The organism is Actinoplanes sp. NPDC051343, from assembly GCF_044455125.1.
Taxonomy (GTDB): Bacteria; Actinomycetota; Actinomycetes; order Mycobacteriales; family Micromonosporaceae; genus Actinoplanes.
This window is the reverse complement of sequence record NZ_JBITEL010000007.1, coordinates 393,777-416,458: the sequence shown is the minus strand read 5'-3', so window position 1 is coordinate 416,458 and position 22,682 is coordinate 393,777. Positions and strand designations below refer to the sequence as shown.

General features: G+C 71.7%; 20 protein-coding genes and 1 pseudogene. 7 read left to right on the top strand and 14 right to left on the bottom strand.

What is annotated here, in order from left to right:
* Positions 1-341: 341 nt before the first annotated feature.
* From ACIA5C_RS24900 to ACIA5C_RS24880, 5 genes are all read right to left on the bottom strand, one after another.
* Positions 342-1,880 (bottom strand): replication-associated recombination protein A, encoded by a 1,539-nt coding sequence (locus tag ACIA5C_RS24900; RefSeq protein WP_396058502.1) that lies wholly within the window; start codon positions 1,878-1,880, stop codon positions 342-344.
* A 332-nt stretch (positions 1,881-2,212) separates the two neighbouring features.
* Positions 2,213-2,431, bottom strand: coding sequence for a hypothetical protein (locus ACIA5C_RS24895; protein ID WP_396058500.1), 219 nt, complete (start codon positions 2,429-2,431; stop codon positions 2,213-2,215).
* Positions 2,432-2,469: 38 nt separating this feature from the next.
* A complete protein-coding gene (locus tag ACIA5C_RS24890; RefSeq protein WP_396058498.1) occupies positions 2,470-3,720 on the bottom strand; it encodes an MFS transporter in 1,251 nt (416 codons plus the stop codon).
* Positions 3,717-4,274 (bottom strand): helix-turn-helix domain-containing protein, encoded by a 558-nt coding sequence (locus ACIA5C_RS24885; protein ID WP_396058495.1) that lies wholly within the window; start codon positions 4,272-4,274, stop codon positions 3,717-3,719. The genes ACIA5C_RS24890 and ACIA5C_RS24885 overlap by 4 nt, the downstream gene beginning before the upstream one ends.
* Before the next feature lie 27 nt (positions 4,275-4,301).
* Positions 4,302-4,970, bottom strand: coding sequence for a hypothetical protein (locus ACIA5C_RS24880; RefSeq protein WP_396058493.1), 669 nt, complete (start codon positions 4,968-4,970; stop codon positions 4,302-4,304).
* A 67-nt stretch (positions 4,971-5,037) separates the two neighbouring features.
* Here ACIA5C_RS24880 and ACIA5C_RS24875 point away from each other — a divergent pair.
* Positions 5,038-6,056 (top strand): annotated as a pseudogene (locus ACIA5C_RS24875) (questin oxidase family protein).
* Here the strand turns inward: ACIA5C_RS24875 and ACIA5C_RS24870 are convergent.
* A complete protein-coding gene (locus ACIA5C_RS24870; protein ID WP_396058491.1) occupies positions 6,029-6,607 on the bottom strand; it encodes a TetR family transcriptional regulator in 579 nt (192 codons plus the stop codon). The pseudogene ACIA5C_RS24875 and the gene ACIA5C_RS24870 sit on opposite strands and share 28 nt — an antisense overlap.
* 75 nt (positions 6,608-6,682) lie before the next feature.
* On the opposite strand from ACIA5C_RS24870, the gene ACIA5C_RS24865 reads away from it, so the two are divergent.
* Positions 6,683-7,714 carry an NAD(P)-dependent alcohol dehydrogenase gene (locus tag ACIA5C_RS24865; protein WP_396058489.1) on the top strand — a complete coding sequence of 344 codons (1,032 nt, stop codon included), beginning with the start codon at positions 6,683-6,685 and terminating at the stop codon, positions 7,712-7,714.
* Positions 7,715-7,758: 44 nt separating this feature from the next.
* Here ACIA5C_RS24865 and aspS read toward each other — a convergent pair whose 3' ends face one another.
* Both aspS and ACIA5C_RS24855 read right to left on the bottom strand, forming a co-directional pair.
* A complete protein-coding gene (aspS, locus tag ACIA5C_RS24860) occupies positions 7,759-9,561 on the bottom strand; it encodes an aspartate--tRNA ligase (RefSeq protein ID WP_396058487.1) in 1,803 nt (600 codons plus the stop codon).
* Between the two features lie 72 nt (positions 9,562-9,633).
* Positions 9,634-10,323: a hypothetical protein gene (locus ACIA5C_RS24855; protein WP_396058485.1), complete on the bottom strand. Its 690-nt coding sequence runs from the start codon at positions 10,321-10,323 to the stop codon at positions 9,634-9,636.
* Between the two features lie 125 nt (positions 10,324-10,448).
* Here ACIA5C_RS24855 and ACIA5C_RS24850 point away from each other — a divergent pair, with 125 nt between their 5' ends.
* Both ACIA5C_RS24850 and ACIA5C_RS24845 read left to right on the top strand, forming a co-directional pair.
* Complete coding sequence (locus ACIA5C_RS24850; protein ID WP_396058483.1) at positions 10,449-11,456, top strand: Lrp/AsnC family transcriptional regulator; 1,008 nt, start codon at positions 10,449-10,451, stop codon at positions 11,454-11,456.
* A 102-nt stretch (positions 11,457-11,558) separates the two neighbouring features.
* Positions 11,559-11,960, top strand: a complete 402-nt coding sequence (locus tag ACIA5C_RS24845; RefSeq protein WP_396058481.1) for a transposase — start codon at positions 11,559-11,561, stop codon at positions 11,958-11,960.
* 440 nt (positions 11,961-12,400) lie between these two features.
* On the opposite strand, the gene ACIA5C_RS24840 is transcribed toward ACIA5C_RS24845, so the two are convergent.
* From ACIA5C_RS24840 to ACIA5C_RS24815, 6 genes are all read right to left on the bottom strand, one after another.
* The gene (locus tag ACIA5C_RS24840; protein WP_396058479.1) at positions 12,401-13,936 is read right to left on the bottom strand and encodes an MFS transporter; all 1,536 of its coding nucleotides are present in this window, start codon (positions 13,934-13,936) and stop codon (positions 12,401-12,403) included.
* Between the two features lie 127 nt (positions 13,937-14,063).
* Complete coding sequence (locus tag ACIA5C_RS24835) at positions 14,064-14,831, bottom strand: 2-phosphosulfolactate phosphatase (protein ID WP_396058477.1); 768 nt, start codon at positions 14,829-14,831, stop codon at positions 14,064-14,066.
* On the bottom strand, positions 14,828-15,322 hold the full coding sequence (locus tag ACIA5C_RS24830) for a GNAT family N-acetyltransferase (protein ID WP_396058475.1): 495 nt from the start codon (positions 15,320-15,322) through the stop codon (positions 14,828-14,830). The genes ACIA5C_RS24835 and ACIA5C_RS24830 overlap by 4 nt, the downstream gene beginning before the upstream one ends.
* Positions 15,323-15,368: 46 nt before the next feature.
* Complete coding sequence (locus ACIA5C_RS24825) at positions 15,369-17,036, bottom strand: CocE/NonD family hydrolase (RefSeq protein ID WP_396058473.1); 1,668 nt, start codon at positions 17,034-17,036, stop codon at positions 15,369-15,371.
* Positions 17,037-17,051: 15 nt separating this feature from the next.
* Entirely contained in the window at positions 17,052-18,233 is a 1,182-nt protein-coding gene (locus ACIA5C_RS24820; RefSeq protein ID WP_396058471.1) for an alanine racemase, read from the bottom strand.
* An 8-nt stretch (positions 18,234-18,241) separates the two neighbouring features.
* Positions 18,242-19,789, bottom strand: coding sequence for a beta-N-acetylhexosaminidase (locus ACIA5C_RS24815; protein WP_396058469.1), 1,548 nt, complete (start codon positions 19,787-19,789; stop codon positions 18,242-18,244).
* 40 nt (positions 19,790-19,829) lie between these two features.
* Between ACIA5C_RS24815 and ACIA5C_RS24810 the strand changes: the two genes are divergently transcribed.
* From ACIA5C_RS24810 to ACIA5C_RS24800, 3 genes are read left to right on the top strand one after another with little or no spacing between them, the layout of a single operon-like run.
* Positions 19,830-21,011, top strand: coding sequence for a MarR family transcriptional regulator (locus ACIA5C_RS24810; RefSeq protein WP_396058467.1), 1,182 nt, complete (start codon positions 19,830-19,832; stop codon positions 21,009-21,011).
* Positions 21,008-22,249 carry an amidohydrolase family protein gene (locus tag ACIA5C_RS24805; protein WP_396058465.1) on the top strand — a complete coding sequence of 414 codons (1,242 nt, stop codon included), beginning with the start codon at positions 21,008-21,010 and terminating at the stop codon, positions 22,247-22,249. The genes ACIA5C_RS24810 and ACIA5C_RS24805 overlap by 4 nt, the downstream gene beginning before the upstream one ends.
* Positions 22,249-22,629 carry a RidA family protein gene (locus ACIA5C_RS24800; RefSeq protein WP_396058463.1) on the top strand — a complete coding sequence of 127 codons (381 nt, stop codon included), beginning with the start codon at positions 22,249-22,251 and terminating at the stop codon, positions 22,627-22,629. Before ACIA5C_RS24805 ends, ACIA5C_RS24800 begins: the two co-directional genes overlap by 1 nt.
* Positions 22,630-22,682 lie beyond the last annotated feature (53 nt).

Sequence of the window (22,682 nt, the reverse complement as noted above, 5' to 3'; positions counted from 1 at the left end):
GGGCGCGGGCCGCGCGTCGGGCACCGGGCCGGACGGGCTCACCGGGCGCGCTGCGCCGCCGAAGCCGCCGCGGCCGGGCAGTGGGATGTCGTCGTCCGGCTGGTCGTCGGGGCCGGGGGCGACTCGGCCCGATTTGGACGGCCGGGTCTCGCCGGCGAGGGTGCCCGGGCCGATCGCGCCGCGCTGCTGCTTGGCGGTGCGCAGGTCGTCGAGCCAGCCGGTTTCCTCGGTGGAGACCGGCTCGGGTTCGACCGGCTCCGGCCGACCGCCGCGTCCGAACCGGCGGCGGTTTTTGCCACCCAGGTCAGCGTCGTCGTCGGGCCCCTCGGCACCGCGCGATCTCACGGCTCTTCCCCTCCGGCGGTCTTGCCGCTGTCGTCCTGTCCGGTCCCCGGCTCGGCCACCTTACGCCGGTTCCCGCCGCTTTCGCTCTCGGCTACTTGACCGGTTTTGTGGGGCGTCACCGCAGGTGACGCCGCCGTTTCAATGAGCGAAGAACCGGCCGACGACTGTGACCGAACACTCTCCGAGCCCCGTACGATCCGGCGCAGGCGCGGCACCCGTTCCCGGACCGCCCGCTCGGCACCGTGGTCGGTCGGCTGGTAATACTCCGCCTCCACCAGATCGTCCGGAATGTACTGCTGGGTGACCACCCCGCGCGGATCGTCGTGGGGATAGCGGTATCCGCGGCCGTGACCGAGGCCGCGGGCGCCCGGGTAGTGCGCATCCCGCAGATGCGACGGCACGGCGCCACCGAGCCCGGACCGTACGTCGTTCATCGCCGCGCCCAGAGCGGTCGTCACGCTGTTGGACTTCGGCGCCGTGGCCAGATGCACGACTGCCTGGGCCAGGTTGAGCCCGGCCTCGGGCAGCCCGACACTCTGCACCGCCTGGGCGGCGGCGGTCGCCACGAGCAGGGCCTGCGGGTCGGCCATGCCGATGTCCTCGCTGGCGAAGATGACGATGCGCCGGGCGATGAACCGCGGGTCTTCGCCGGCGACCAGCATGCGGGCCAGCCAGTGCAGCGCCGCGTCGGCATCGCTGCCCCGCATGCTTTTGATGAAGGCGCTGGTCACGTCGTAGTGGGCGTCGCCGTCGCGGTCGTAGCGGACGGCCGCGACGTCGACCGCCTTCTCGGCGGTGGCCAGGTCGATCTCGGTTGCGTCCTGGGCGTGGGCGGAGGCGGCCGCGGCTTCGAGGGCGGTCAGGGATTTCCGTACGTCGCCGGCCGCCAGGCGTACGAGGTGTTCCTCGGCCTCGGCCGAGAGGGTGACCGTTCCGCCGAGCCCGCGGGGGTCGGTGACCGCGCGCCGCAGCAGCGTGCGGACCTGGTCGTCGCCGAGCGCCTGGAGGGTCAGGAGCACGCACCGCGACAGCAGAGGCGAGATGACCGAGAAGTACGGATTTTCGGTCGTCGCCGCCAGCAAGGTGACCGTCCGGTCCTCGACCGCGGCCAGCAGTGAGTCCTGCTGGGTCTTCGAGAACCGGTGCACCTCGTCGATGAACAGCACGGTCGGGGAACCGCCCCGGCGCCGCTCCTGCCGGGCGACCTCGATCACGGCTCGCACGTCCTTGACCCCGGCCGACAGAGCCGACAAGGCAACGAACTTCCGGTTCGTCGCTCGGGCCACGAGGTGCGCGATCGTCGTCTTGCCGGTGCCGGGCGGCCCCCAGAGAATCACCGACATCGGGCTGTCACCGGTCACCAGCTGCCGCAGCGGCGCCCCGGGCGCGAGCAGATGCTCCTGACCGACCAGCTCGTCGAGCTCGGCCGGCCGCATCCGCACAGGCAGCGGCGAATCAGCACCCGGCGAGTCGAACCCGGCCGCCGAGGGGGAGCCGGCCGGCGAGGCCACCGAGAAAAGCCCGTCAATCTCCATCACAAAAAACAGTACCGGCCACTCCCGCAGGCCAGAAATCCCAGACTTCGCCCGTCGGCGACTCAAGCCCCAAAACGACAAGGCAAACCAGAGCCCGGACCTCGCCCGTCGGCGACTCAAGCCCCAAAACGACAAGGCAAACCAGAGTCCGGACCTCGCCCGTCGGCGACTCAAGCCCCAAAACGACAAGGCAGACCAGAGTCCGGATTTCGCCCGTCGGCGACTTGAGTGCCAAAACGACAAGGCAAAGCCGAGGTCGTTTTGGTGCTCAAGTCGCCGACGTCCAGGGGCGAATCCCGCCGAGCGAAGCGAGGCCAGCAAGCAGAGCAAACTCAACCGCGACCGGGGCGACGGCCGTAGAAGCGGCGGCCGCTGCCGCCCGAGCCGGACCGCGGGCCACTGCCGAAGCCGGCCAGGTAGAGCGACAGCAGCAGCAACCCGATCGACGCCATGGTCGAGAAGTTGAAGAGGTCGGGCGCGCCGAGGTTGGTGTTGAAGAGGTCGAGCACCAGCCAGATGGCAAAGACGATGGCAGCAGCGATGGCGAGCATGAGAGAGCCTCCGTGGGGGGTGTTGAGCTTGCGATGCCTCATACCCCGGTGGTGGTCGCGCGCAAACTCCACATTGGCTGGGGCGCCGGAGCTTTCACCAGGTAGAGAGGGGCGGCGACGGCGAGGGCGGCCGCGCCGAGGACCATCGCGGCACCGACGCCCGCCGATCCGGCGACCGCGGTGAGCGCGATCATGCCGAGGGAGAGCCCGGGCTGGCCGACCATCGAGTTGAGTGAGATCAGGCTGGCCCGGTGCGGTCCGTCGACCTGGCGATGCAGGAGCCCGGCGTGCACCGGGTTGGCCGCGCCGTGCACGGTGTAGGTGAGAAGGTAGGCCCCGATCACGCCGGCCACCCCGCCGAGCAGGCCCATGCCGGCCACCGTCACGCCCTGGGCGAGCCGCAGCGTGAAACCGGTCCAGCGGGCGCCGATGCGGCGGACGAGCAGCGGGATCAGTGCGGCGCCGAGCGCCGACGCACCCCAGGCGGCGCTTCCGGCCGGGCCCATCAGCGCCGAGGCGCGGTCACTGCTGCCGAGCAGCGCACTCAGGCGTACGGGCGTGAGCGTCTCGAAGGCGGGCATGCCGAAGCTCCAGAACAGCTCGACCGCGACCAGCGCCGCCACGACGCGCGACCCGCGCACGATCCGGACCGCTCCGAGGATCGCCCCGGGGACCCCGCGCACCGACGCCGCGAGCGCCGCCACGCCGCGGACCGCCCGTTCCTCGGTCATCAGCACGAGCACGCACGTCAGGGACACGGCCTGGAGCACGATCGACACGAGAACCGGTGCGGTCAGGGCGGAGATCGGACCCCACGGCCCGAGCGCGACGACTCCGCCGCCCAGCAGCGCGCCGCCGGACACTGCGACCCCGATGACGACTCCGCTGCGGCTGAGCCCGGTCTCGATGTCGGCCGCGGGGTCGGCCGCCAGGGCATGGTCGACGAACCACGCCTCGAGCGGACCGCTGTCGAGCGCCCGATAGATGCCCTGGAGCAGCCAGTAGACGGCGAACGCGGCGATCGAGTGTGCGCATGCGAGCAGCGTCGCGGAGACGAGGCTGAGCACGCCGGCGGCGACCAGCACCGGACGCCGGCCGAGTGCGTCGGTCAGGCCGCCGGTCGGCAGTTCGAGGATCAGGACGACGGCGCCCTGGATCGCGACGACCGAGCCGGCCTGGGCGAGGGTGAGCCCGCGTTCGAGCGGGAGCAGCACCGAGACCGGGATCATCAGCCCGACCGGCAGCCAGCGCAGCCCGAGCAGCAGCAGGAAGCGCGCGCGGATGCTCACCGCTCCTCCAGGTTGGGCACGGCGGCCAGGTAGAGCAGCACCTGCCGGGCGCCGGGGCCGGGCTCGGCGTCCCGCCAGCGGTTGACGACCGCGTCGAGCTCGGCGACGAGGGCTTTGGCCTGGGCGTCGTTGAGCTGGAGGTAGTAGTCGGAGAGCGAACTGGCGTCCCGCCACTCGGGCGGCTCCGCAGGCGTCGCGGCCCGCCAGGCTTCGAAATGCGCGTTGAGCCGGCTGAGCTGCTGGGCGGCGAGCCAGTCGGCGGCCGCGGCGGCGTCGGGGTCGTCCTCGTATTGGCTGTGGTGCCAGGTCGACATGTCGTGGACCGAGCGCCAGAAGCGCTGCCGTCCGCTGCCCGGCCGCTCGTCCTCGGCGACCAGGCCGACCTCGGCCAGCTGGCGCAGGTGATAGCTGGTGGCGCCGGTGTTGGTGCCGAGCGCGGAGGCGAGCCGGGTGGCGGTCGCCGGGCCGTGCAGGCGGAGGCTGCCGAGAAGGCGGCTGCGCAGCGGGTGGGCGAGCACGCGGATCTGGTCGTTGCGGAGCCGGACGATGTCCATGGCATCCACAATAACTATGCAAAGAAATTATGCAAGAGCGTTGACCGCCTTGGCGATCACGAGCGCGGCCGTGACCAGGGCGATCGCCGACTCCAGAACCATCGCGAACTTCGCCCACCGCGACAGCGGCAACGTGTCGGTCGGGCTGAACGCGGTCGCGTTGGTGAACGCCACGTAGAAGTAGTCGAGGAAGTACGGCTCCCAGTTCTTCTTCGACATGTCGGGCGAGGTCATCGGCGGGAAGAGGAAGTCGGGGTAGGGATCGCTGCCCGCCGCCCGCTCGGCCGGCCCGCCCCGGTCCAGCTCCCAGAACCAGACCGCGAACGTCAGCACGTTGATCAGGTAGATGCCGCCGCCGGCCATCAGCAGGTCGCCGGCCGAGCCGGTGTCGTGACCGCCCACGATGTCCAGCACCAGCCGCACGACCGAGTACACGTTGGCCAGGCTGGCCACCGCGATCAGCAGCAGGCTCAACGTCCGCAGCATCGGCGAACTCTTGCGCATGCGACCCGGGTTGGCGGCCACGATCACGCCGATGATCACGACTTGCAGGCCGGGGAAGAGCCAGCGCGGCCCGAGCGACAGCCGGTCCGGGAGCAGCCACTCCAGGGCGATCAGAATCGCGATGGCGACCGCGGCCGGCCACCGCTGTTCCCCGTCCGTCCGCCTCTTCCAGGCCGGCATCTCAAGTTCCACGCGGCACATCATCGTCCTCGGAGAACCCCTTGACCTCAACCTCGCTTCAAGGCGCACGGTGACTTCCATGACGCATTCGACGCTGGACGACGCCCTGCAACGCCTGCGGAACACCGGCCCGGAACGTGACGGCTGGCTGTCCAACCACGCCCCCATGGCGGTCGAGGCCCTGGTACACAACGGACACGAGAAGGAGATCGACGCATGGATCGACGCCTACTGGGACCTGCTCGAGGAGGCACCGCGCGGGATCAGCCCGATCAACCCCGAGGGGTGGCGTGACCCGCTCGGCGATCCGACGCGTACCGGCGACTGGATCGTCTTCTTCGAGCGGGAGATGCAGGAGAGGCCGTGGCGGGACACGCTGGCGACATGGTGGCCGCGGTTGCTGCCCGGCATCGCCGCGGGGGCGACGCACGGCGTGATCCGGGTCGGTCACGCGGTGCGGGCACTGCTCGACGAGGAGACCGCGCCGCGGGTCGGCGAACTCGGGCAGGGCCTCGCCTACTGGGCGGCCCGGTGGCAGCCGCTGGTGCCGGCCGGCCGCGGGCCGTACCGGTCGACCGATCCCGCTCGGCCCTCGACGCGGTCCCCCGCGTGCCCGATCAGAGGTTCGGCATCCGTAACCGGCTCGTTCAGCTGGCCGATCTCCCCGGCTGGCCGGAGGCCGCCGGGCAGGTGCCCGGCGAGGGGGAGGTGCAACACCGGCTTCGTGCGATCGTCAGGGCCGCGGTGCTGCGGCACGGCGAGTACGGGCACGGCAACGCACTCATGCTGGTGCACTCGGCCACGGCGCCCGCGGCGGTGCTGCGTACGCTCCCGGCCTTGCCGCCCTCGATGGCCGGACCGAGTCTCGAGGCCGCCTGGGCGGCGTCCGCCGCGGTGATCGCGGCCTACTCCCCGGCCGAGCCCCGGGCCTTCGCCGGGGAGGCGACCGATCCGGAGGAGACCATCGCCCGGGCGGCCGAGTCGAGTGATCCGCACGCGATCAAGTTCGCCGATGCGGCGGTCGAGATGTATCGGCTCGAACCCGACCCGACGCTGCTGGCGGTCGCCGATCAGGCGACCGGCGAGATCGCCCGCTGAACGAAGTCGCGCAGGAGTGCCCGGCGGCGTTCGTGGTCGGCCGCCGGTTCCTCGGCGCTGGCGGCGTAGGCCCCGGTGGTCGGCGACCAGGCGAACGCCATGGCGACGACCAGGGACAACAGGTCGGCGGGGGCGCCCGGCCGCAGGCGACCCGCGGCCTGCGCCCGGGTGATGGCCGCGAACTTGGGCTCCAGGTCGAGGCTGTCGAGGATCAGTCCGGCCGGGCGCTGCTCGAGACGGATCCAGCCCATCAGCCGGACGAGGTCGGGCCGGCGGAGGATCTCGTCGTAGAGGGCGACCGCCCAGCCCGGCAGGCCGTCGGCGTCGAACTGCGTCTGGCTCTGCTTGAGGCAGTCGGCGAGCACCGCCTCGAACAGGCCTTCCTTGCTTCCGAAATAGCCGTAGACCTGGGCCTTGTTGGTGCGCGCGGCCGCGGTGATGCGGTCGATGCGGGCACCGGCGATGCCGTGCCGGGAGAACTCCTCGGTGGCCGCGTCGAGGATGCGGCGGCTGGTGGCGGCCCCCTTGGCGGTGGTCGGCAGCGCGGGCATGGAGCAGATCTTAGCTGCTATGGTTCCCGAACAGACCGAATAGTTTGTTTGTTTGGACCGAGCGGGAGGACCCCCATGCGCGCAACCACCGGCTGGCAGAGCCACGACCACTCCACCGTGCTGACGCGCGTACCGATCGAACGCCGCGACCTGCGCGGCGACGACATCGCGGTGCGCATCGACTACTGCGGCGTCTGCCACAGCGACCTGCACCGGGTGCGCGGCACCCTCTTCGACGAGGGCGACCTGGTGCCCGGGCACGAGTTCACCGGCACGGTCACCGAAGTCGGGGCCGATGTCAGCGCCTTCGCCGTCGGCGACCCGGTGGCGGTCGGGACGATCGTCGACTCGTGCGGGGTCTGCGCGATGTGCGAGGTCGGCCAGGAAAACTTCTGCTACAACGGCGCGACCAGCACGTACGGCCTCAACCGGGCCGACGGCAGCAAGACCGCGGGCGGCTACAGCCGGGAGTACGTGCTGCGGGAGAAGTTCGCCTACCGGCTGCCGGCCGGGCTCGACCCGGCCGCGGCGGCCCCGCTCATGTGCGCCGGCATCACGGTCTGGGAGCCGATGCGCGCGCTCGGCGTGCGATCAGGCAGCCGGATCGCGGTGGCCGGGCTGGGCGGGCTCGGTCACCTCGCGGTGAAATTCGGCGTCGCGCTGGGCGCGACGGTCACCGTTCTTTCCCGTACGCCCGAGAAGGCCGACGACGCCCGCAAGTTGGGCGCGGTCGATCTGCTGCACTCCGACGACGACTTCGCCGGGGCCCGCGGGCGGTTCGACCTGATCCTCGACACGATCTCGGCGCCGCACGAGATTCCGCCGCTGCTGCACATGGCCGCACTCGACGGCACGGTCAGCGTGCTCGGCTACCCGGGTCAGATCCCGTTGCGGGTGATGGACCTGATCTACGGCCGCAAGAAACTGTCGTCGTCGGGAACCGGCGGCCGGCGCGGAACGGCCGAGATGCTGGCCTTCGCGGGCGAGCACGGCATCACCGCGGACGTGGAGGTGCTGCCGTCGGGCCGGATATCGGACGCCTTCGACCGGCTTGACCGGGGAGACGTCCGATACCGCTTCGTGCTGGACCTGTCAGATCTGGACTGATCAGATCTGGACTGATCAGATCTGGACTGCTCGGATCGGACTGCTCAGTTGGAGTGCTCGACCGGCGCGGCCTGGCCGTCGGTGCCCGGGGTGCCCGCGGCCGCCTTCGGCTTGGCGTCGATGCCGGCCTCGAGCCGCTGCTGGGCGGTGATCGGGGTCGGCGCGGTGGTCAGCGGGTCGTAGCCGCCGCGGGTCTTCGGGAACGCGATGACCTCGCGGATCGAATCGTTCCCGGAGAGCAGCATGCACGTGCGGTCCCAGCCGATCGCGATGCCGGCGTGCGGCGGCGGGCCGTACTTGAAGGCCTCGAGCAGGAAGCCGAACTTGTCCTGCGCCTCCTCGGGCGTGATGCCCAGCAGGTCGAAGACCCGGCTCTGCACGTCGGCCCGGTGGATACGGACGCTGCCGCCGCCGATCTCGTTGCCGTTGCAGACGATGTCGTACGCGTAGGCGAGCGCCTGGTCGGGCGCCTCCTCGAAGCGGTCCATCCACTCCGCGTTGGGCGAGGTGAAGGGGTGGTGGACCGCGGTCCAGCCACCGTCGTCGGTCTTCTCGAACATCGGCGCGTCGACGACCCAGCAGAACGCCCAGGCCGACTCGTCGATCAGGTTGGACCGCTTGGCGATCTCGATCCGGGTCGCACCGAGCAGCTCCTGCGCCTCGCGCCGCTCGGTGGCGGCCGCGAAGAAGATCGCGTCCCCGGGCTTGGCGCCGGTCGCGTCGGCCAACCCGGACAGGTGGTCAGCGGACAGGTTCTTCGCGACCGGGCCACGGGCCTCGCCGGTTTCCGGGTCGAGCACGACGTACGCCAGGCCGCGGGCGCCCCGGGCCTTGGCCCAGTCCTGCCAGCCGTCGAGCTCCTTGCGGGTCTGCGAAGCGCCGCCCGGCATGACGACCGCGCCCACGTAGCCGCCCGCGTCGATCGCGCCGGCGAACACCCGGAACTCGGTGCCCGTCAAATACGCCGTCAGGTCTACCAGCTCGACCCCGTAGCGCAGGTCGGGCTTGTCGGAACCGTAGCGGTTCATCGCATCGGTCCAGGTGATACGCGGGATCGGCCGGGGGATGTCATATCCCGCCAGCTCGCTCCACAGGCGACCGACGATCTGTTCGCCGAGGGCGATGATGTCGTCCTGGGTCACGAACGACATCTCGATGTCGAGCTGCGTGAACTCGGGCTGCCGGTCGGCCCGGAAGTCCTCGTCGCGGTAGCAGCGGGCGATCTGGTAGTACCGCTCCATGCCGGCCACCATCAGCAGCTGCTTGAACAGCTGGGGCGACTGGGGCAACGCGTACCACGTGCCGGGCTGCAGGCGCACCGGGACCAGGAAGTCGCGCGCGCCCTCGGGGGTCGACCGGGTCAGGGTCGGCGTCTCGATCTCGTTGAAGTCGCGCGCGTGCAGGACCTCGCGGGCGATCTGGTTGGCCCGGCTGCGCAGGCGCAGCGCCTTGGCCGGCCCGCTGCGGCGCAGGTCGAGGTAGCGGTATTTCAGCCGCAGGTCGTCCGACGCGGTAACCGTGTCGTCGATCGGCAGCGGCAGCGCGGCCGCCTCGGAGAGCACGACCAGCTCGGACGCGACCACCTCGACCTCGCCGGTGGGCAGCTCCGGGTTGTCGTTGCCCTCCGGCCGCCGGTTGACCTCGCCGGTGACCTTGACACAGAACTCGTTGCGCAGGGCGTGCGCGTCCTCCTCGCGGAAGACCACCTGCACGACGCCGGACGCGTCGCGCAGGTCGACGAAGATGACACCGCCGTGGTCGCGCCGGCGGGCCACCCACCCGGCGAGCGTCACCGTCGTGCCGGCGTCGCTCGCACGGAGCGTCCCGGCGTCATGGGTACGGATCACGGCAGTTCTCTCCTCACAAAGCTGACTCGAACGCAACGGCCATTCTGTCAGGCACGCCTCCCCGGACGTCCGTCAGCCCGTGACTTTCCACGAGGTCGCCCGCATACCGGCGATTCCGGTCTGCGCGACGTCGGTCACCTCGACCAGCACCATGTCGGGCGGGCTCGCCGCGGTGAGCACGCACAATGCCGCGCCCTTGCGCACCTCGACGCTGGCGCCGGGGCCGAGCGGACGCGTACGGATCGCCTGGCCGCATCCGGCGGCATCGATGTCGCCGCTGTTCACCTGTGCCCCGGCGGTGGCACCCGGCCCGAGGGTCAGACTGGGCGGCTGGTCACCGCATCGGCTGTCGTACCGCAGGTCGCTCACGGTCTCGCCGGCGTTCGCCCTCGGCTCGTCAAGATCCAGGAACATCACGGCGGAACAGCCGACCTGCACCCGCAAGGGCTCCTGGGCGTACGCGACGGCATAGCCCCCGCCGGCCTGCGGCGCGATGGTCGTCACCGTCTTTTCGGGCCTGGCCGGCGCCGCCCGGGCCTTGAGTGCCCGCCAGGCGAGCAGGCCGGCCACGCCGGCGACGTTGAGCGCGACCATCGCCACCACCAGCGCGAGCGCCGCCGAGTTGCGGCGCCCGTCCAGGCGGCGCTTGGTCTTCTGGCTGATCCGCTCGGTCGGGCCGTCCGGGACCGGCTCCTCGCGCACCCGGTTGATCGGATAGGCCTCGGCGGGCAGGTTCTGGTTCGTCGTCTTGAAAAGTGACATAGGGCGGCTCCGGGTCGGAGGGGGACAATCCGGCTCTTCCGGACCCTAGGCGCTTCGTCCATCGAGACCCATCCCCCGCCGAGGCGACTTCACCTCTGCGAGGTAGACCGCCATAGAATCGACGAGTGGCGACCGATTCCCTCACGCTGGATCGCATCGACCGGCAGATCCTCCACGCTTTGCAGATCGCCCCGCGGGCGCCCTTCGCACGGATCGCCACGGCGCTCGAGGTGTCGGAGCAGACGGTCGCGCGACGATTCCAGCGCATGCGCACCCACGGCGTGGTCCGGGTGACCGCCCTTCCCGAGCCGACACACCAGCCGAGCACGGCCAGCTGGACGCTGCGCATCGGATGCCGGCCCGGCAGCGCGGCCGGCCTGGCCGACGCTCTGGCCCGCCGGTCCGACACGGCCTGGGTCAGCATCGGCGCGGGCGGCGCCGAGGTCAGCTGCCAGGCCAACATCGACGACGCGCGCGGCGTGACCGACGGCCTGCTCTACCACCTGCCCCGGGCGTCCAGCGTGCTCACCTTCAGCGCCCACCAGATGCTGCACCGGTTCGCCGGCCGGGGCGAGATCGACTGGATCGCCCGGGGCACGCCGCTGAGCGACGAACAGCAGCGGACCCTGAGCGAAGGCACCCTGGCCCCGTCCGGCGGCAATGCCACGATCACGCCGGACGACCACCGCCTGATCGGCGCGCTGAGCCGGGACGGCCGGGCCGGCTGGGCCACCCTCGCCGAAGCGTCCGGCCTGACCCAGCGGCAGGCCGCCAACCGCATCGCCGAGCTGATCGTCAGCGGGGCGGTGTTCTTCCACGTCGACGTGGCCCACGAGGTCATCGGGCTCCGCTCGGTCGCCGCGCTCTGGTTCACGGTTGCGCCGGCCGACCTGGCCGCGGTCGGCGCGCGCCTGGCCGACCACCTGGAGATCGCCTTCGCGGGCGCGATGACCGGCCAGACCAACATCATGGCGTCGGCGTTGTGCGCCAGCCCGGCCGAGCTCTACCGCTACATCACGACCAAGGTGGCCGCGATCGACGGGGTCCGCACGGTCGAGACGGTCCCCCAACTGACCCGCGTCAAGCAGGCGTTCTTCCTCCTGGAGAACGGCCGCCTCCGCGACCCCGCCTGAGCGGCGTCAGCTCCGCGGGTCGATGTTGGAGGGCCGCCGTAGGTCGATCCAGCCGATGGCCGCTCGGCGACATGGCCCGCATGAGCGAACAGCCCGTGGGAGGTGAAACCTGGCGCGGCGACAGACGCATCAGCGAGGCGGTGCCCGCAACGGCGTGGGCGGTCTCCGCAGGCCCGGCGAGGACATGGCCGGCGGTCGCAGATCCCGGCCGGGACCAGGCATGTGCAGAAGTGGCGGCTGGCCCCGGCGATGATCGACGAGCTGCTCGGCTGGGGTTTGCGGCCGAGCATCCTGGTGGCAGATCCCGCCGCCGCAACGGCCGGGCGATGCCCGATCAGCTCGAAGTTCGTGTTCCAGCGGGTCGCCCAGCCGGACCGGGCATCGCTGCGCCCACCGGGACGAGGGCCCACCCGAGGCGCCCTTCACCGCCGGCACCGCACCTGGCAGCCCGCCTGGCTGATCGCTGAATGGCCGCCCGGGGAGTCCGAGCCGATCAAATACTGACTGTCGAACCCTCGCGCACGCAGTCCTGATCCGGCACGTGAAACTGCGCTGGCGCATTACCCGCGAGGGCAGAACCCAGCTCGGTCCGGGCCACCAGGAAGGCTGCGCACCTGGCAACGCCGGCCACCCCGCAGATCCGGGCTGAACGCGGCCTCACCACGCTTCCGCCATCACGTCACCCTGGCTGCGCCGCCTACGCGTTCCCGGCCCGGCAACGCCTGGACCCGAAGCCCAGGCGCGGCAATGGTGAACTCCGAGGCCTGTGGCCCTGCTCGCCGGCCTCATCGGCACCTACCCGGCCCGCCAACCAACTCTCGGCAACGGAAACTGCAGGCCGGAAAGGACAACCAGGAAGGTCGCCTCCGCCATCCCGTCGCTGCGGGCGGCAGCCGGGAAACGGGCCGGATCCGGTGCGGATCCGGCCCGTGGCGGGCGGCCGGTCAGCCGACCGCGGTCGGCTCCGGGGCCGCCGGCTGGTCGGCCGGGGCGGCGTGCTGCGGGCGGGCCGCCGGGCGGACCATCAGGAACACCGCGAGCGAGCCCAGCAGGCCCGCGCCTCCCGCGATCAGGAACGCCACGTCGAGGCCCGCGGCGAACGCCCCGTGGAAGGCCGTCGAGACCGCCCCGCGTACGCCCTCGGGGACCGTGCCCAGGATGCGGCCGGCCTGGCCGGCCGCCAGAGCGTGGGCCGTCCCGTCGGGGTCCGGGGTGTTGCGGCCGGCCAGGTAGTGGGACGTCCGCGCGGCGAACGCCGTGCCCAGCACCGCGATGCCGATTGCGAAGCCCAGCTGCCGGGCCGTGGTCAGCGAGCCCGCCGCCATGCCGCTGCGCTGCGGCGGCACCGCGCCCATCGCCGAGGATGCCAGCGTCGGCATGACCAGGCCGACCCCGACGCCGATCAGCGCGTAGCCGGCCTGTAGTGCCGGCCAGCTCGACGTGGCGTGCACCATCAGTGCGTTGAGCAGGGAACCGAGCCCGATCAGCAGCATGCCCGAGCCGATGATCGCGCGGGGCGAGCGGCCGTGCAGGCGGGCGCCGGCGATGCCGGAGGCGACCATCGACCCGATCGAGACGAGCAGGCCGGTGAGGCCGGCCTTGAGCGGGCTCAGGCCGTTGACCGACTGAAGCCAGATCGAGGTGTAGGTGAAGGCCGCGAACGCCGCGAAGTTGACCAGCAGGGCGGCGATCAGGATGCCGGTGAACGACCGGTTGCGCAGCAGGCTGAGGTCGAACATCGCGTGCTTGCTGCGCCATTGGATCAGTACGAAGCCGGTCAGCGCGACCGCGCTCAGCAGGATCAGGCCCCAGGTCTGCACGGAGGACCAGCCCTCGTCGTTGGCCCGGATCACGGCCAGGGTCAGCGCGGCCGCCGCGACGGTGAAGGTGACCGTGCCGGCGAGGTCGAACCGGCCGGGCTGCCGCTTGCCGTCGTGTGCCAGCGCCACGAAGCACATCGTGATCGCGAGCACGCTGATCGGCAGGTTGACCAAAAAGATCCAGCGCCAGCTGAACGCCTCGGTCAGCACGCCGCCGAGGATCGGCCCGACGGCCGCGGCGGCGCCGGAGACGCCACCCCAGATGCCGTACGCGGCCCCGCGCTCGCGCCCCTGGTAGGAGCTGTTGAGCAGCGCGAAGGTCGTGGTGAACATCGCCGCCGCCCCAACGCCCTGAATCACCCGGGAGGTGATCAGCATTGCCGGGTCGCTCGCGATGCCGCAGGTCAGCGAGGCGATCGCGAACAGCGCCAGCCCGCCGACGTAGAGCCGGCGATGCCCGAACATGTCACCGAGTGCGCCCGCACCGAGCAGCAACACGCCGAGCGACAGCGCGTAACCGTCGACGACCCATTGCAGCGAGTTGAACGACGTCTTCAGATCGCCGGACATCTGCGGCAGCGCGACGTTCACGATGGTGACGTCGATGAGCAGCATGAAGGTGCCCAGGCAGATGGTCACCAGTGGCCACCACTTACGCATCAGCTTCTCTTCCTCTGGAAACTCTTCGTTGGACGGCCCAACCTTCGGCCAGCAGTCGAGTTTCCGCCAGCGATCTCACCGATCGTGGCGTTTTCCTCCATCGGGGCCGTGTGCATCGCAACAACCTCTAGACCGGAGGCTCTTTGCGACCGGATCCGCCATCGACGAACCAGCCATCCCTCAACACCGGCACGGCGTCGCTCACCGACTCCTCCACCGCCAGCGCGACGTCGTGGGGAAACCCGGCCGCGACCAGCTCACGTCCGCTGCCGGTCCAGGCCAGCGCGTCGCGCACGCTTCCCGCGATCGACGCGTACGCCGTTCGCGCGGCCGTCGCCTCGGGTGAGATCGACGGCGTGCCGCCCAGCGCATCGATGACCGCCCCGGCTCCCCACAGGTCTTCGAGCGCGGGCCGCAGGCTGCCGTCCGGCCACCGCTCCCCCGCGGCGATCACCGCCACCGGACGCCCGGCGGCCTCCCGACTCACCCAGGCGGCCGCGGCGCGGGCGTTGCGCAGCGAGGCACCGACCACGGTCGCCCCGGTCGCGGCCAGCGCCGACGAGATCGCCGACCCGTTGGGCGAGGGCAGCACCAGCCGCCGGACCCCGGCCGGTGGATCGAGCAGGGTCCGCGGCGAGAGGCTGATCTCGCCGGGACCGGCCTGGGAACGGCCGACCGCGAGCGTCGCGCCGTGCTCGGCCGCCACCTTTCCGGCGTCGCGCCAGGGGAACGGCAGGACCGCGATGCCCCGCTCGACCGCCAGCGACAGCGTGGTCGTGAACGAGAGCACGTCGACGACCACGACGACGGCCGCGCCGGACGCCACGGCTGCGGCCCCGGTCGGCCCCCACTCGAACCGCACGTCGTAGGCCGTCTGGCTCCAGGCCGCGTTCATCGCAGGTCGAACCGCCAGTCATTGCATCGGATCCAGGTGCCCTTCGGGTATTCGAAGGGCACCTCCTCGACGAACACGAACCCGGCCCGCTCACAGACCGAATTGGACGCGACGTTGCTGACGTTCGGAAAGGCGTGCGCCCGGTCGTGCCTCCCGGTCGCTGCGGCCCGTTCCAGCACGGCCCTGGTCGCGCCGACCGCGAGGCCCCGGCCCTGGAAGCCGCTCAGCACCTTCCAGGCCAGCTCGTAGACGGTCTCGCCGGCCCACTCGCGCTCCCAGTAACCGACCGAACCGACCGGCTCGCCCTCCACCACGATCAGGAGGAACTCGCCCTCGTCGTTCAGCTTCGTATCGAGAATGCGCTGATGTCGGCGAATGAGCACCGAATCGTCCTCAACCCCGCCCAGGTGCGCCTGCATCTCGGGCGTGTTTGCCCGCCGTTCGAGCGCCAGCGCCCGCTCGTCCCACGGCTCCAGCCGGAAGTCAGCCATGCCGCACATGCTGCCCCGGGGGTATGACAATTTCCCCGGCGGACAGTCACGAGGGCAGCGCGGGCAGGATGATCTGCGACCGGTGGCTCGCGTCGTGAAAAACCTCGAATCGGCACGTCCGGCCCGACGTCGCGGTGCCGAACGGCTCGGGGGTACCCATGTTCCGGGCGTAGCGGGGGAATGCGCCGCCGCTGACCTGCACCCGGATCCGGTGCCCGGCGCGGAAGCGGTACGCGGTCGGGAAGAGCTCGACGGCAACGGACCGGACACCGTCGGCGCCGGCTTCGACAGCGGCGGCGTCGGGCGTACGGGGATCCAGCCGCCGGATGCCGTCCACGACGTTGCGGGACACGCCGCGCTCGTCGACGTCGCACACGCGCACGAACACGTCCGCGTACGGAAGCTCGGTGCGCACATGCACGGTCGCGGCGACCGGCCCGGCGACATCGAGGTCGGCCGGCAACGGCGGCCCGGTGAAGACGAGCACGTCGTCGCGCTCCTCGACCGCCCGGTTGTCGGCCTGCTTGCCCGGGGGCTGCAGCAGCGGGCCGCCGACGGTCGGGGTCGGGTCGGCCGGGTCGTAGGTGAACCGGCTGGGCCCGGCGTCGTCCGGCGGGTCGTCGGCCAGCCGGCCGCCCTCGCCGAGGTAGAGCAGGTGGTCGTGCGCGACGGCGGGCGGCCACTCGTCGAATTCCAGCCACTTGCGCGCCTGTTGCAGGTAGACCCGGACCGGTGCGCCCTTCGGCGCCGGACCGTCATTGAGATGGTGGTTGAGCCACGTGACGTCGGTGCGGACGATGGTGCGGAGCTCGCCCGGCTCGCCGTGCAGCCACGGCCCGACGACCAGGCGGGCCGGCACACCGGCCGCGCGCAGGGCGGTGTAATCGGCGAGGTTGCCGCCCAGGAACAGATCCCACCAACCGGTGACCATGTTGACCGGTGGCATCCGGTCGAAGCCGGCCTGGTCGTGGTCGGCCTGCGACCAGAAACCGTCGGACGGCCCGGCGTGCGCGACGAAGTCCCGCCAGAACGGGACCGGTGCGGCGGCCACGGCCACGTCGACGGCCTGCAGGGGAAGACGGCCGAGCGCTCGGCGGACCCGGCTCTTGACACGCGGATCCGGCAGCCCACCGAGCAGGCCCGGCCGCTCCTGCCGGCCGATCTGCGCCGACCAGCTCAGGCCGGTGTGTATCTGCGGCGCGCCATGGTCGTAGAAGAGCCGGTGCGTGATGTTGGCCGAGGTGATGTGCGGCGAGACGCACGCGAGCGGCGGGTCGGCGTACGGCGCGACGGCCCACTGGGTGTGCCCGAAATAGCTGCCGCCCGTCATGGCGACACGGCCGTCGCACCACGGCTGCTCCCGTAGCCACGCCAGGGTCGCCAGGCCGTCGTCCCGTTCCGTGGTGAACGGCCGGAACTGGCCGCCCGAACCGAACGTGCCACGGGTCGCCTGGACGAAGACCTGCAGGCCACGGCGGGCCAGCGGGGCGGCGAAGAGCTGCCCGAACGCGCCGCCACGGCCGTACGGAAGCCGGATGAGCACCACCGGCCGTGGCCCGTCGGGCCCGACGGGACGGTAGTGATCGCCGACCAGGCCGACGCCGTCGGGCATCGGCACGACCACGTCGTGGCGTACCGCGTAATCGGCGGCCTTGACCGGCAGTCCGAGCGCGACATCGGCGGCCAGGGCGGCCACCCGCTTGAGCCTGGGCATGAAAAGGAACATAACTCAGAAGTAGGTGTGCAGGACGTCTACGACGTGATGGTCGTCGTCGACCACGGGGATGTCGCGCCACTTGTCGAACGCGGTGCACGGGTGGGAGAGGCCGAAGCGGAGCAGGTCGCCCGGAACCACCGCCGCCGGGCCGGTCGCCACGTACGTGTGGTGGTCGTTCATCTTGGTCACCGACATGTCGGTGGGCGCCGAGGACACGCCACCGCGGCGGAGTTCGTGTACCACAGGCAGGCCTTCGTCGAAGGGTGCGTCCCGCTTGCCCATGCCGACGATCGCCAGCCCCGGCTCGGGAGTGGAGATGACCTGCGCCCACATCTGAAGCGCGGCGGTCAGCGGGCCTTCGTCGGGCACGCGCAGGAAGGGCGTCCGCTCCCGATAGAAACCGTCGTCGTGGGTGACCGAGGCACCGCTGCGCAGCAGGACGCGGAACCTGGACAGCCGGGCGACCACCCGGTCGAACCAGGCGCTGCCCCCGGCCGATACCAACGGCTCGGCGGGCAGCAGATCCTTCAGGCGGGAGACCGCGACCACCATCGTGTCGAGGAACGCGTCGACCGACGCGGCATCGGGCAACTGGCCCTCGTACCCGGTGATCCCGGCGAGAGAGAGGCGCGGCGCGGCGGCAACGGCCGACGCGATCTCGGAAAGCTCGTCCACAGTACGCGCGCCGGTGCGGCCGCCGGCGTGGCCCAGTTCGACGAGGACCCGCAATCGGCCGGCCGGCACCGCGGCCGCCGCGGCCACCCCGGCCAGCGAGTCCACCTGCAGATAGACCTCGAAGTCGGGGACCGAGGCCAGCCATTGCAGGGCGACCGGGTCGAGGACCTCGTTGGCGATGAAGACCCGGGGCACGCCGAGCCGATTGAGGACCAGGGCCTGGTTGGGCGTGGCCACCGTCATTCCCCAGGCGCCGGCGGAAAGCTGGGCCGCGATCAGGCCCGGGGCCATCGTGGTCTTGGCGTGCGGGGCGAACTGGACGTCGTGGCGCCGGGCATAGGCGGCCATCAGGTCGATGTTGCGGCGGGCCGCGGACTCCCGGACGGTCAGCAGCGGCCAGGTGAATCCGCCGTCGAACAGGCCGGGGCGGGCGGTCGCGTACCAGGAGGCGGTGCGTTCCCCGTCGGGCAGCCAGAAGCCTTTGCTGCGCCAGTCGACCGTCGTCTCTTCAATGTCCACCGAGCCTCCTACCGTCGCAGGTCCGCGGTCATCTCGTGCAGTTGGGCCAGGCGATCGGCGAGCGTGCGAGGATAGCCGGGCGCGTCCGGCCGAGCATCCCACGGGCGTGGCCCGGAAAGCGGCCGGTAGTTGACTCCCAGCGCGTCGAGCCGGGAAAGATGTGGTTCGAGCCGGGCCGAGAAGTCGGCGAAATCCCGGTCGGCCACCGGCGACCACAGGGCCTCGGCGATCGCGCACAGCCGCGGAAAGGCCATGTAGTCGACCCGGCGGGCCGATTCCATGTGCTCGGTCCAGATGTTGGCCTGGCCGCCGACGACGTGCGACGCTTCGATCGCGGTGAGATCGGACGGCACCGGCTCGAAGGCGTAGGCGTCGGCCAGCGTGAGCAGCGTGCCGACCGGAGTCGGTTCGCCGGGATCCTCCGACTGGCGGTAGTCGAGGTAGGCCGCGATGTCGGGGCACGCGACGACGTCATGCCCGGCCCGGGCGGCGATCCGGGTCGGCTCGACTCCGCGCCAGGCCGCGACCAGAGCGCCGGACGGGGCACCGCCGCCCACGATCTCGTCCCAGCCGAACACCCGGCGGTCGCGGGCCGCCAGGTGCTCGGCCATCCGCGCGGTGAACCGCGACTGGACTTCGAGCGGCGCGGCAATCCCGGAGGCCGCCCACTCGTCGGTCGGGCATTCGTCTCCGCCGATGCCGACGTACGTCGAGGGGAACAGGTCGCAGACGTGGTCGAGGACGGCCCGGCAGAAGTCGAGGGCCTCCGGCCCGACGTTGAGGACGTGCTTCGAGATGCCCCACCCGGTGCGGACACCGCCGGCGAAACCGTTGCCGAGCCGGGGATAGGCCGCGATCGCCGCCTGCATGTGCCCGGGCATGTCGATCTCGGGCACGACCGTGATGAACCGGGCGGCCGCATGGGCCACGATCTCGCGCAGGTCGTCGGACGTGTAGAACCCGCCGTGCGGCCGCCCGTCCTGCTTCTCGTGGACGCGCGCCCCGAGCATGCTCGACGACCGCCACGCCGCGACCGAGGTGAGCCGCGGCCACCCGGGCACCTCGAACCGCCAGCCCTGGTCGTCGGTCAGGTGCAGGTGCAGCACGTTGAGTTTGTGGAAGGCGGCCAGGTCGATGAACCGGAGCACGTCCGGCACCGGCATGAAGTGGCGGGCCACGTCCAGCATGACCCCGCGCCAGGCGAACCGTGGCTCGTCGACGATCCGGGCGGCCGGCAGTTCGATCGACGAGGCCGGGAAGGAACGCCGCAGCGTCCATGGGGGAAGCAACTGCCGCAACGTCTGGGCGCCGTGGAAGACCGCCTCGGGAGAGCCGCCGGCGATGTCGATGCCGTCGGGGGCGATGCTCAGCGCGTACGAACAGGGAGCCCGCGCCTCGACGCGCAGGCTGACGCCTCCGATCCCGGCCGGAAGCTCGCCGCGCAGCCAGGCGGCGACGCCGTCGAGCGACGGCTCGGCGGTGATCGTGCCGCCGGACGGCGGCGTGCAGACGCCGGGAAGCGGCGTCACGGAAACCGGGCGCGGGATCACAGTCATGGTTCGTTTATAGTTCGTTAAACGGGCGGGAGAGTCAACGATGGTGATCGGGCTGGTCGTGCACGACGACCACCGCGCGCGCTTCGAGGCCGCGGCGGCCACGCTCACCGGCGTCGACGTGGCCTGGGCGACCTATCGCGAGGAGCTCGACATCCGCGGTCGGGTGTCCGCGCTGCTGCACGACGAGCGACCCGCCGGCCTGCTGCTCGGCCCGGTGCCGTGGGCCCGTTCGCGCGATCTGATCCCGCCCGGCCTGCCGGTCGCGATCACCCTTCCGGCCGCCCTCGACCTGGCCCTCGCCTGGGCCCGCGCCGACCGCAAGACGCCGGTCAGCATCGACACGTTCCCGCGGGCGACGGTCGACGAGGTGGCGTCGGCGCTCGACCTGAACCGGGCCGAGATCGCCTGCCAGCCTTTCGACCCCGACCGGCCGGTCGACGAGGTGGTGGCCTTCCATCGAGCGCACGCCATGCCGTACGTCATCAGCGTGCGCACCGGCGTCGCCGCCGCCCTCGGTCAACGGGTGATCAGCGCACACGCCACTCCCGAGACGATCCGCGCCGACCTGCACGAACTCGCTCTGCGCATCCGGGCGCACGGCCGTCGATTCGCGGCCGCCGTGTTCGTCGCCGACGAGCCCGGCCTGGAACGGAAGCTGCTGACCACACCCGAGTTCGCCGACGCCTGGATATCGGGGGCAAAAGTGATCGGTCCGGCCGCGCTGTTCGAACGAGCCACCCACCGCTGGACCACTCTGCCGATGCGGAAGGCCGCCGGTTTCGGCATCGGCGCGACCGCCCGGCTCAGCGTGGCCCTGGCCGAGCGTGCCGCCGCCCGGGCCCGCGAGGAGACCGAGCCGGCCGGGTACCTGTTGACCGACGACGGCCTGACCATCGGCCCGATCGGCACCTCCCAACGGCCGCTGACCTGGACCCACCGCGAGCACGGCGGCCTGGCCACGCTGGCCGAGCGGTCCGGGCTGAGCGCCGCCGCACTGTCGAGGCTGGCCGCGATCGAGCGCGGCCGCGACGGGCGCCCGCTCTCCCCCGGCGAACTGGCTCGCACGCTGGGCATCACCGATCCGAGCGGGCGGCGGCTGATCCGCCGGCTGAGCGCGGCCGGCCTGGCAGTCTCGGACGGGAGCGCGCAGGCCTACCGGAAGGGCCGCCCGACGCGGCTCTACCGGCTGGCGATCAACCGAGCCCTGGAGGAGGCGACGTGACCTGGGATCTCCTGCTGGCCGGCGGCCGGACGGCCGACGGCTCGCCGATCGACGTCGCGATCAGCAAAGGGGTGATCGCGGCCGTGGGACCGCACCTGCCCCGCGACGCCTCGCACATATCGGACATCACTTCCCGGCTGATCACCCCGGGACTCGTCGACCTGCACACCCACGTCGGTCCCGGCTACTGGGGCATCGACCCGGACGCCACCGCCTGGCACAGCGGCGTCACCACCTGGGTCGACGCCGGATCGGCCGGCGCATACACGATCGACGGCCTGCGCCGGGTCGCCGCCGGCTCGAGCGTCCGCATCCCGGCCCTGCTCAACATCTCGGCGGTCGGCCTGGCCGGCCGCACCGGCGAGAGCCGCGACCTCGGCAACTGCGACGTCCCGCTGGCCGTCGACACCCTGCAGCAGCACCGCGACCTGCTGCGCGGCATCAAGGTGCGGATCGACCGGGACACCGTCGGCGACAACGGCGTCGAACCGCTGCGGCGCGGCCTGGCCGCCGCCGAGACGGCCGGAGTACCGGTGATGGTCCACATCGGCACCACGCCGCCGTCGCTCGACGAGGTCCTCGACCTGCTGCGGCCCGGCGACATCGTCACACACTGCGCGAGCGGCATCGCGGCGCCGCTCGGACCGGCCGTCCACGCGGCGGTCGAGCGCGGCGTCCTCCTCGACATCGGCCACGGCTCGGGCGCGTTCGCCTTCGACGTGCTCGAGCGCCAGCTGGCGGCGGGCCTGCGACCGCACACGATCTCGACCGACCTGCACGCCCGCTCTCTGTACGGCCCGGTCTTCGACCTGCCGACCACGATGGCCAAGCTGCTGGCGGCCGGCCTCACGCTCAGCGAGGTCGTCACGGCCACCACCGAGGCACCGGCGCGCGCGCTCGGCCTCCCGGGCGGGCGGCTCGTTCCCGGCGCGCCCGCCGACCTCGCGGTCTTCACGGTCCACGAGGAAGAATTCGACGTCACCGACGCTCACCGTCAGGTGCGCCGGTCACCCTTGCGGTTGGTCAACGACCTTTCGTACGTCGGGGGGCGGCCCCTGATCCCGAGGCTGCCCGCCCCGGTGCCACCCTGGGTCCCGCTGACCGACGTCCAACGGGCGGCCCTGGCCCGCCGCGAACGCGACATCCGGGCCCTGCTCGCCACGCCGCTCGTCGGTGTCGAGGGCCTCGCCGAACAATTCCCCCGAGAGTCCGAACCGAGAGAAAGCAGGAACTCCTGATGCCCAAGCGCGCTGTCATGACCGACCAGGCCGCCCCGCCCGGTGGGCCGTACTCGCACGCGGTCGTCGCCGGCGACACCATCTACCTGGCCGGCGCGGTCCCGGCGCTGCCCGACGGCACCCGCGTGACCGGCAGCTTCGCCGAGCAGGCGCACGCCGCGTTCCGCAACCTGGCCGCGGCCGCCGAGGCGGCCGGGTCCAGCCTCGATCAGGCCGTACGCGTCGGCGCCTACCTGCGCGACCTCGGCGACTTCGCCGAGTTCAACGAGATCTACGCGCAGTACATCAAGGGCGATCACCGGCCGGTCCGCACCACGCTGCCGGTGCCGCTGGTCGGCTTCGACATCGAGATCGACGCGATCCTCTACACCGGGGCCTGATCCCGTACGCCCACGCGGCGGCGGCTTCCCCAGCGGAAGCCGCCGCCGCGTGT

Coding starts and splice junctions, on each gene's coding strand:
- ACIA5C_RS24900 (WP_396058502.1), bottom strand. CDS start 1,880: ATGGAGATTGACGGGCTTTTCTCGGTGGCCTCGCCGGCCGGCTCCCCC.
- ACIA5C_RS24895 (WP_396058500.1), bottom strand. CDS start 2,431: ATGCTCGCCATCGCTGCTGCCATCGTCTTTGCCATCTGGCTGGTGCTC.
- ACIA5C_RS24885 (WP_396058495.1), bottom strand. CDS start 4,274: ATGGACATCGTCCGGCTCCGCAACGACCAGATCCGCGTGCTCGCCCAC.
- ACIA5C_RS24870 (WP_396058491.1), bottom strand. CDS start 6,607: ATGCCCGCGCTGCCGACCACCGCCAAGGGGGCCGCCACCAGCCGCCGC.
- ACIA5C_RS24865 (WP_396058489.1), top strand. CDS start 6,683: ATGCGCGCAACCACCGGCTGGCAGAGCCACGACCACTCCACCGTGCTG.
- ACIA5C_RS24855 (WP_396058485.1), bottom strand. CDS start 10,323: ATGTCACTTTTCAAGACGACGAACCAGAACCTGCCCGCCGAGGCCTAT.
- ACIA5C_RS24840 (WP_396058479.1), bottom strand. CDS start 13,936: ATGCGTAAGTGGTGGCCACTGGTGACCATCTGCCTGGGCACCTTCATG.
- ACIA5C_RS24835 (WP_396058477.1), bottom strand. CDS start 14,831: ATGAACGCGGCCTGGAGCCAGACGGCCTACGACGTGCGGTTCGAGTGG.
- ACIA5C_RS24830 (WP_396058475.1), bottom strand. CDS start 15,322: ATGGCTGACTTCCGGCTGGAGCCGTGGGACGAGCGGGCGCTGGCGCTC.
- ACIA5C_RS24825 (WP_396058473.1), bottom strand. CDS start 17,036: ATGCCCAGGCTCAAGCGGGTGGCCGCCCTGGCCGCCGATGTCGCGCTC.
- ACIA5C_RS24815 (WP_396058469.1), bottom strand. CDS start 19,789: ATGACTGTGATCCCGCGCCCGGTTTCCGTGACGCCGCTTCCCGGCGTC.
- ACIA5C_RS24810 (WP_396058467.1), top strand. CDS start 19,830: ATGGTGATCGGGCTGGTCGTGCACGACGACCACCGCGCGCGCTTCGAG.
- ACIA5C_RS24800 (WP_396058463.1), top strand. CDS start 22,249: ATGCCCAAGCGCGCTGTCATGACCGACCAGGCCGCCCCGCCCGGTGGG.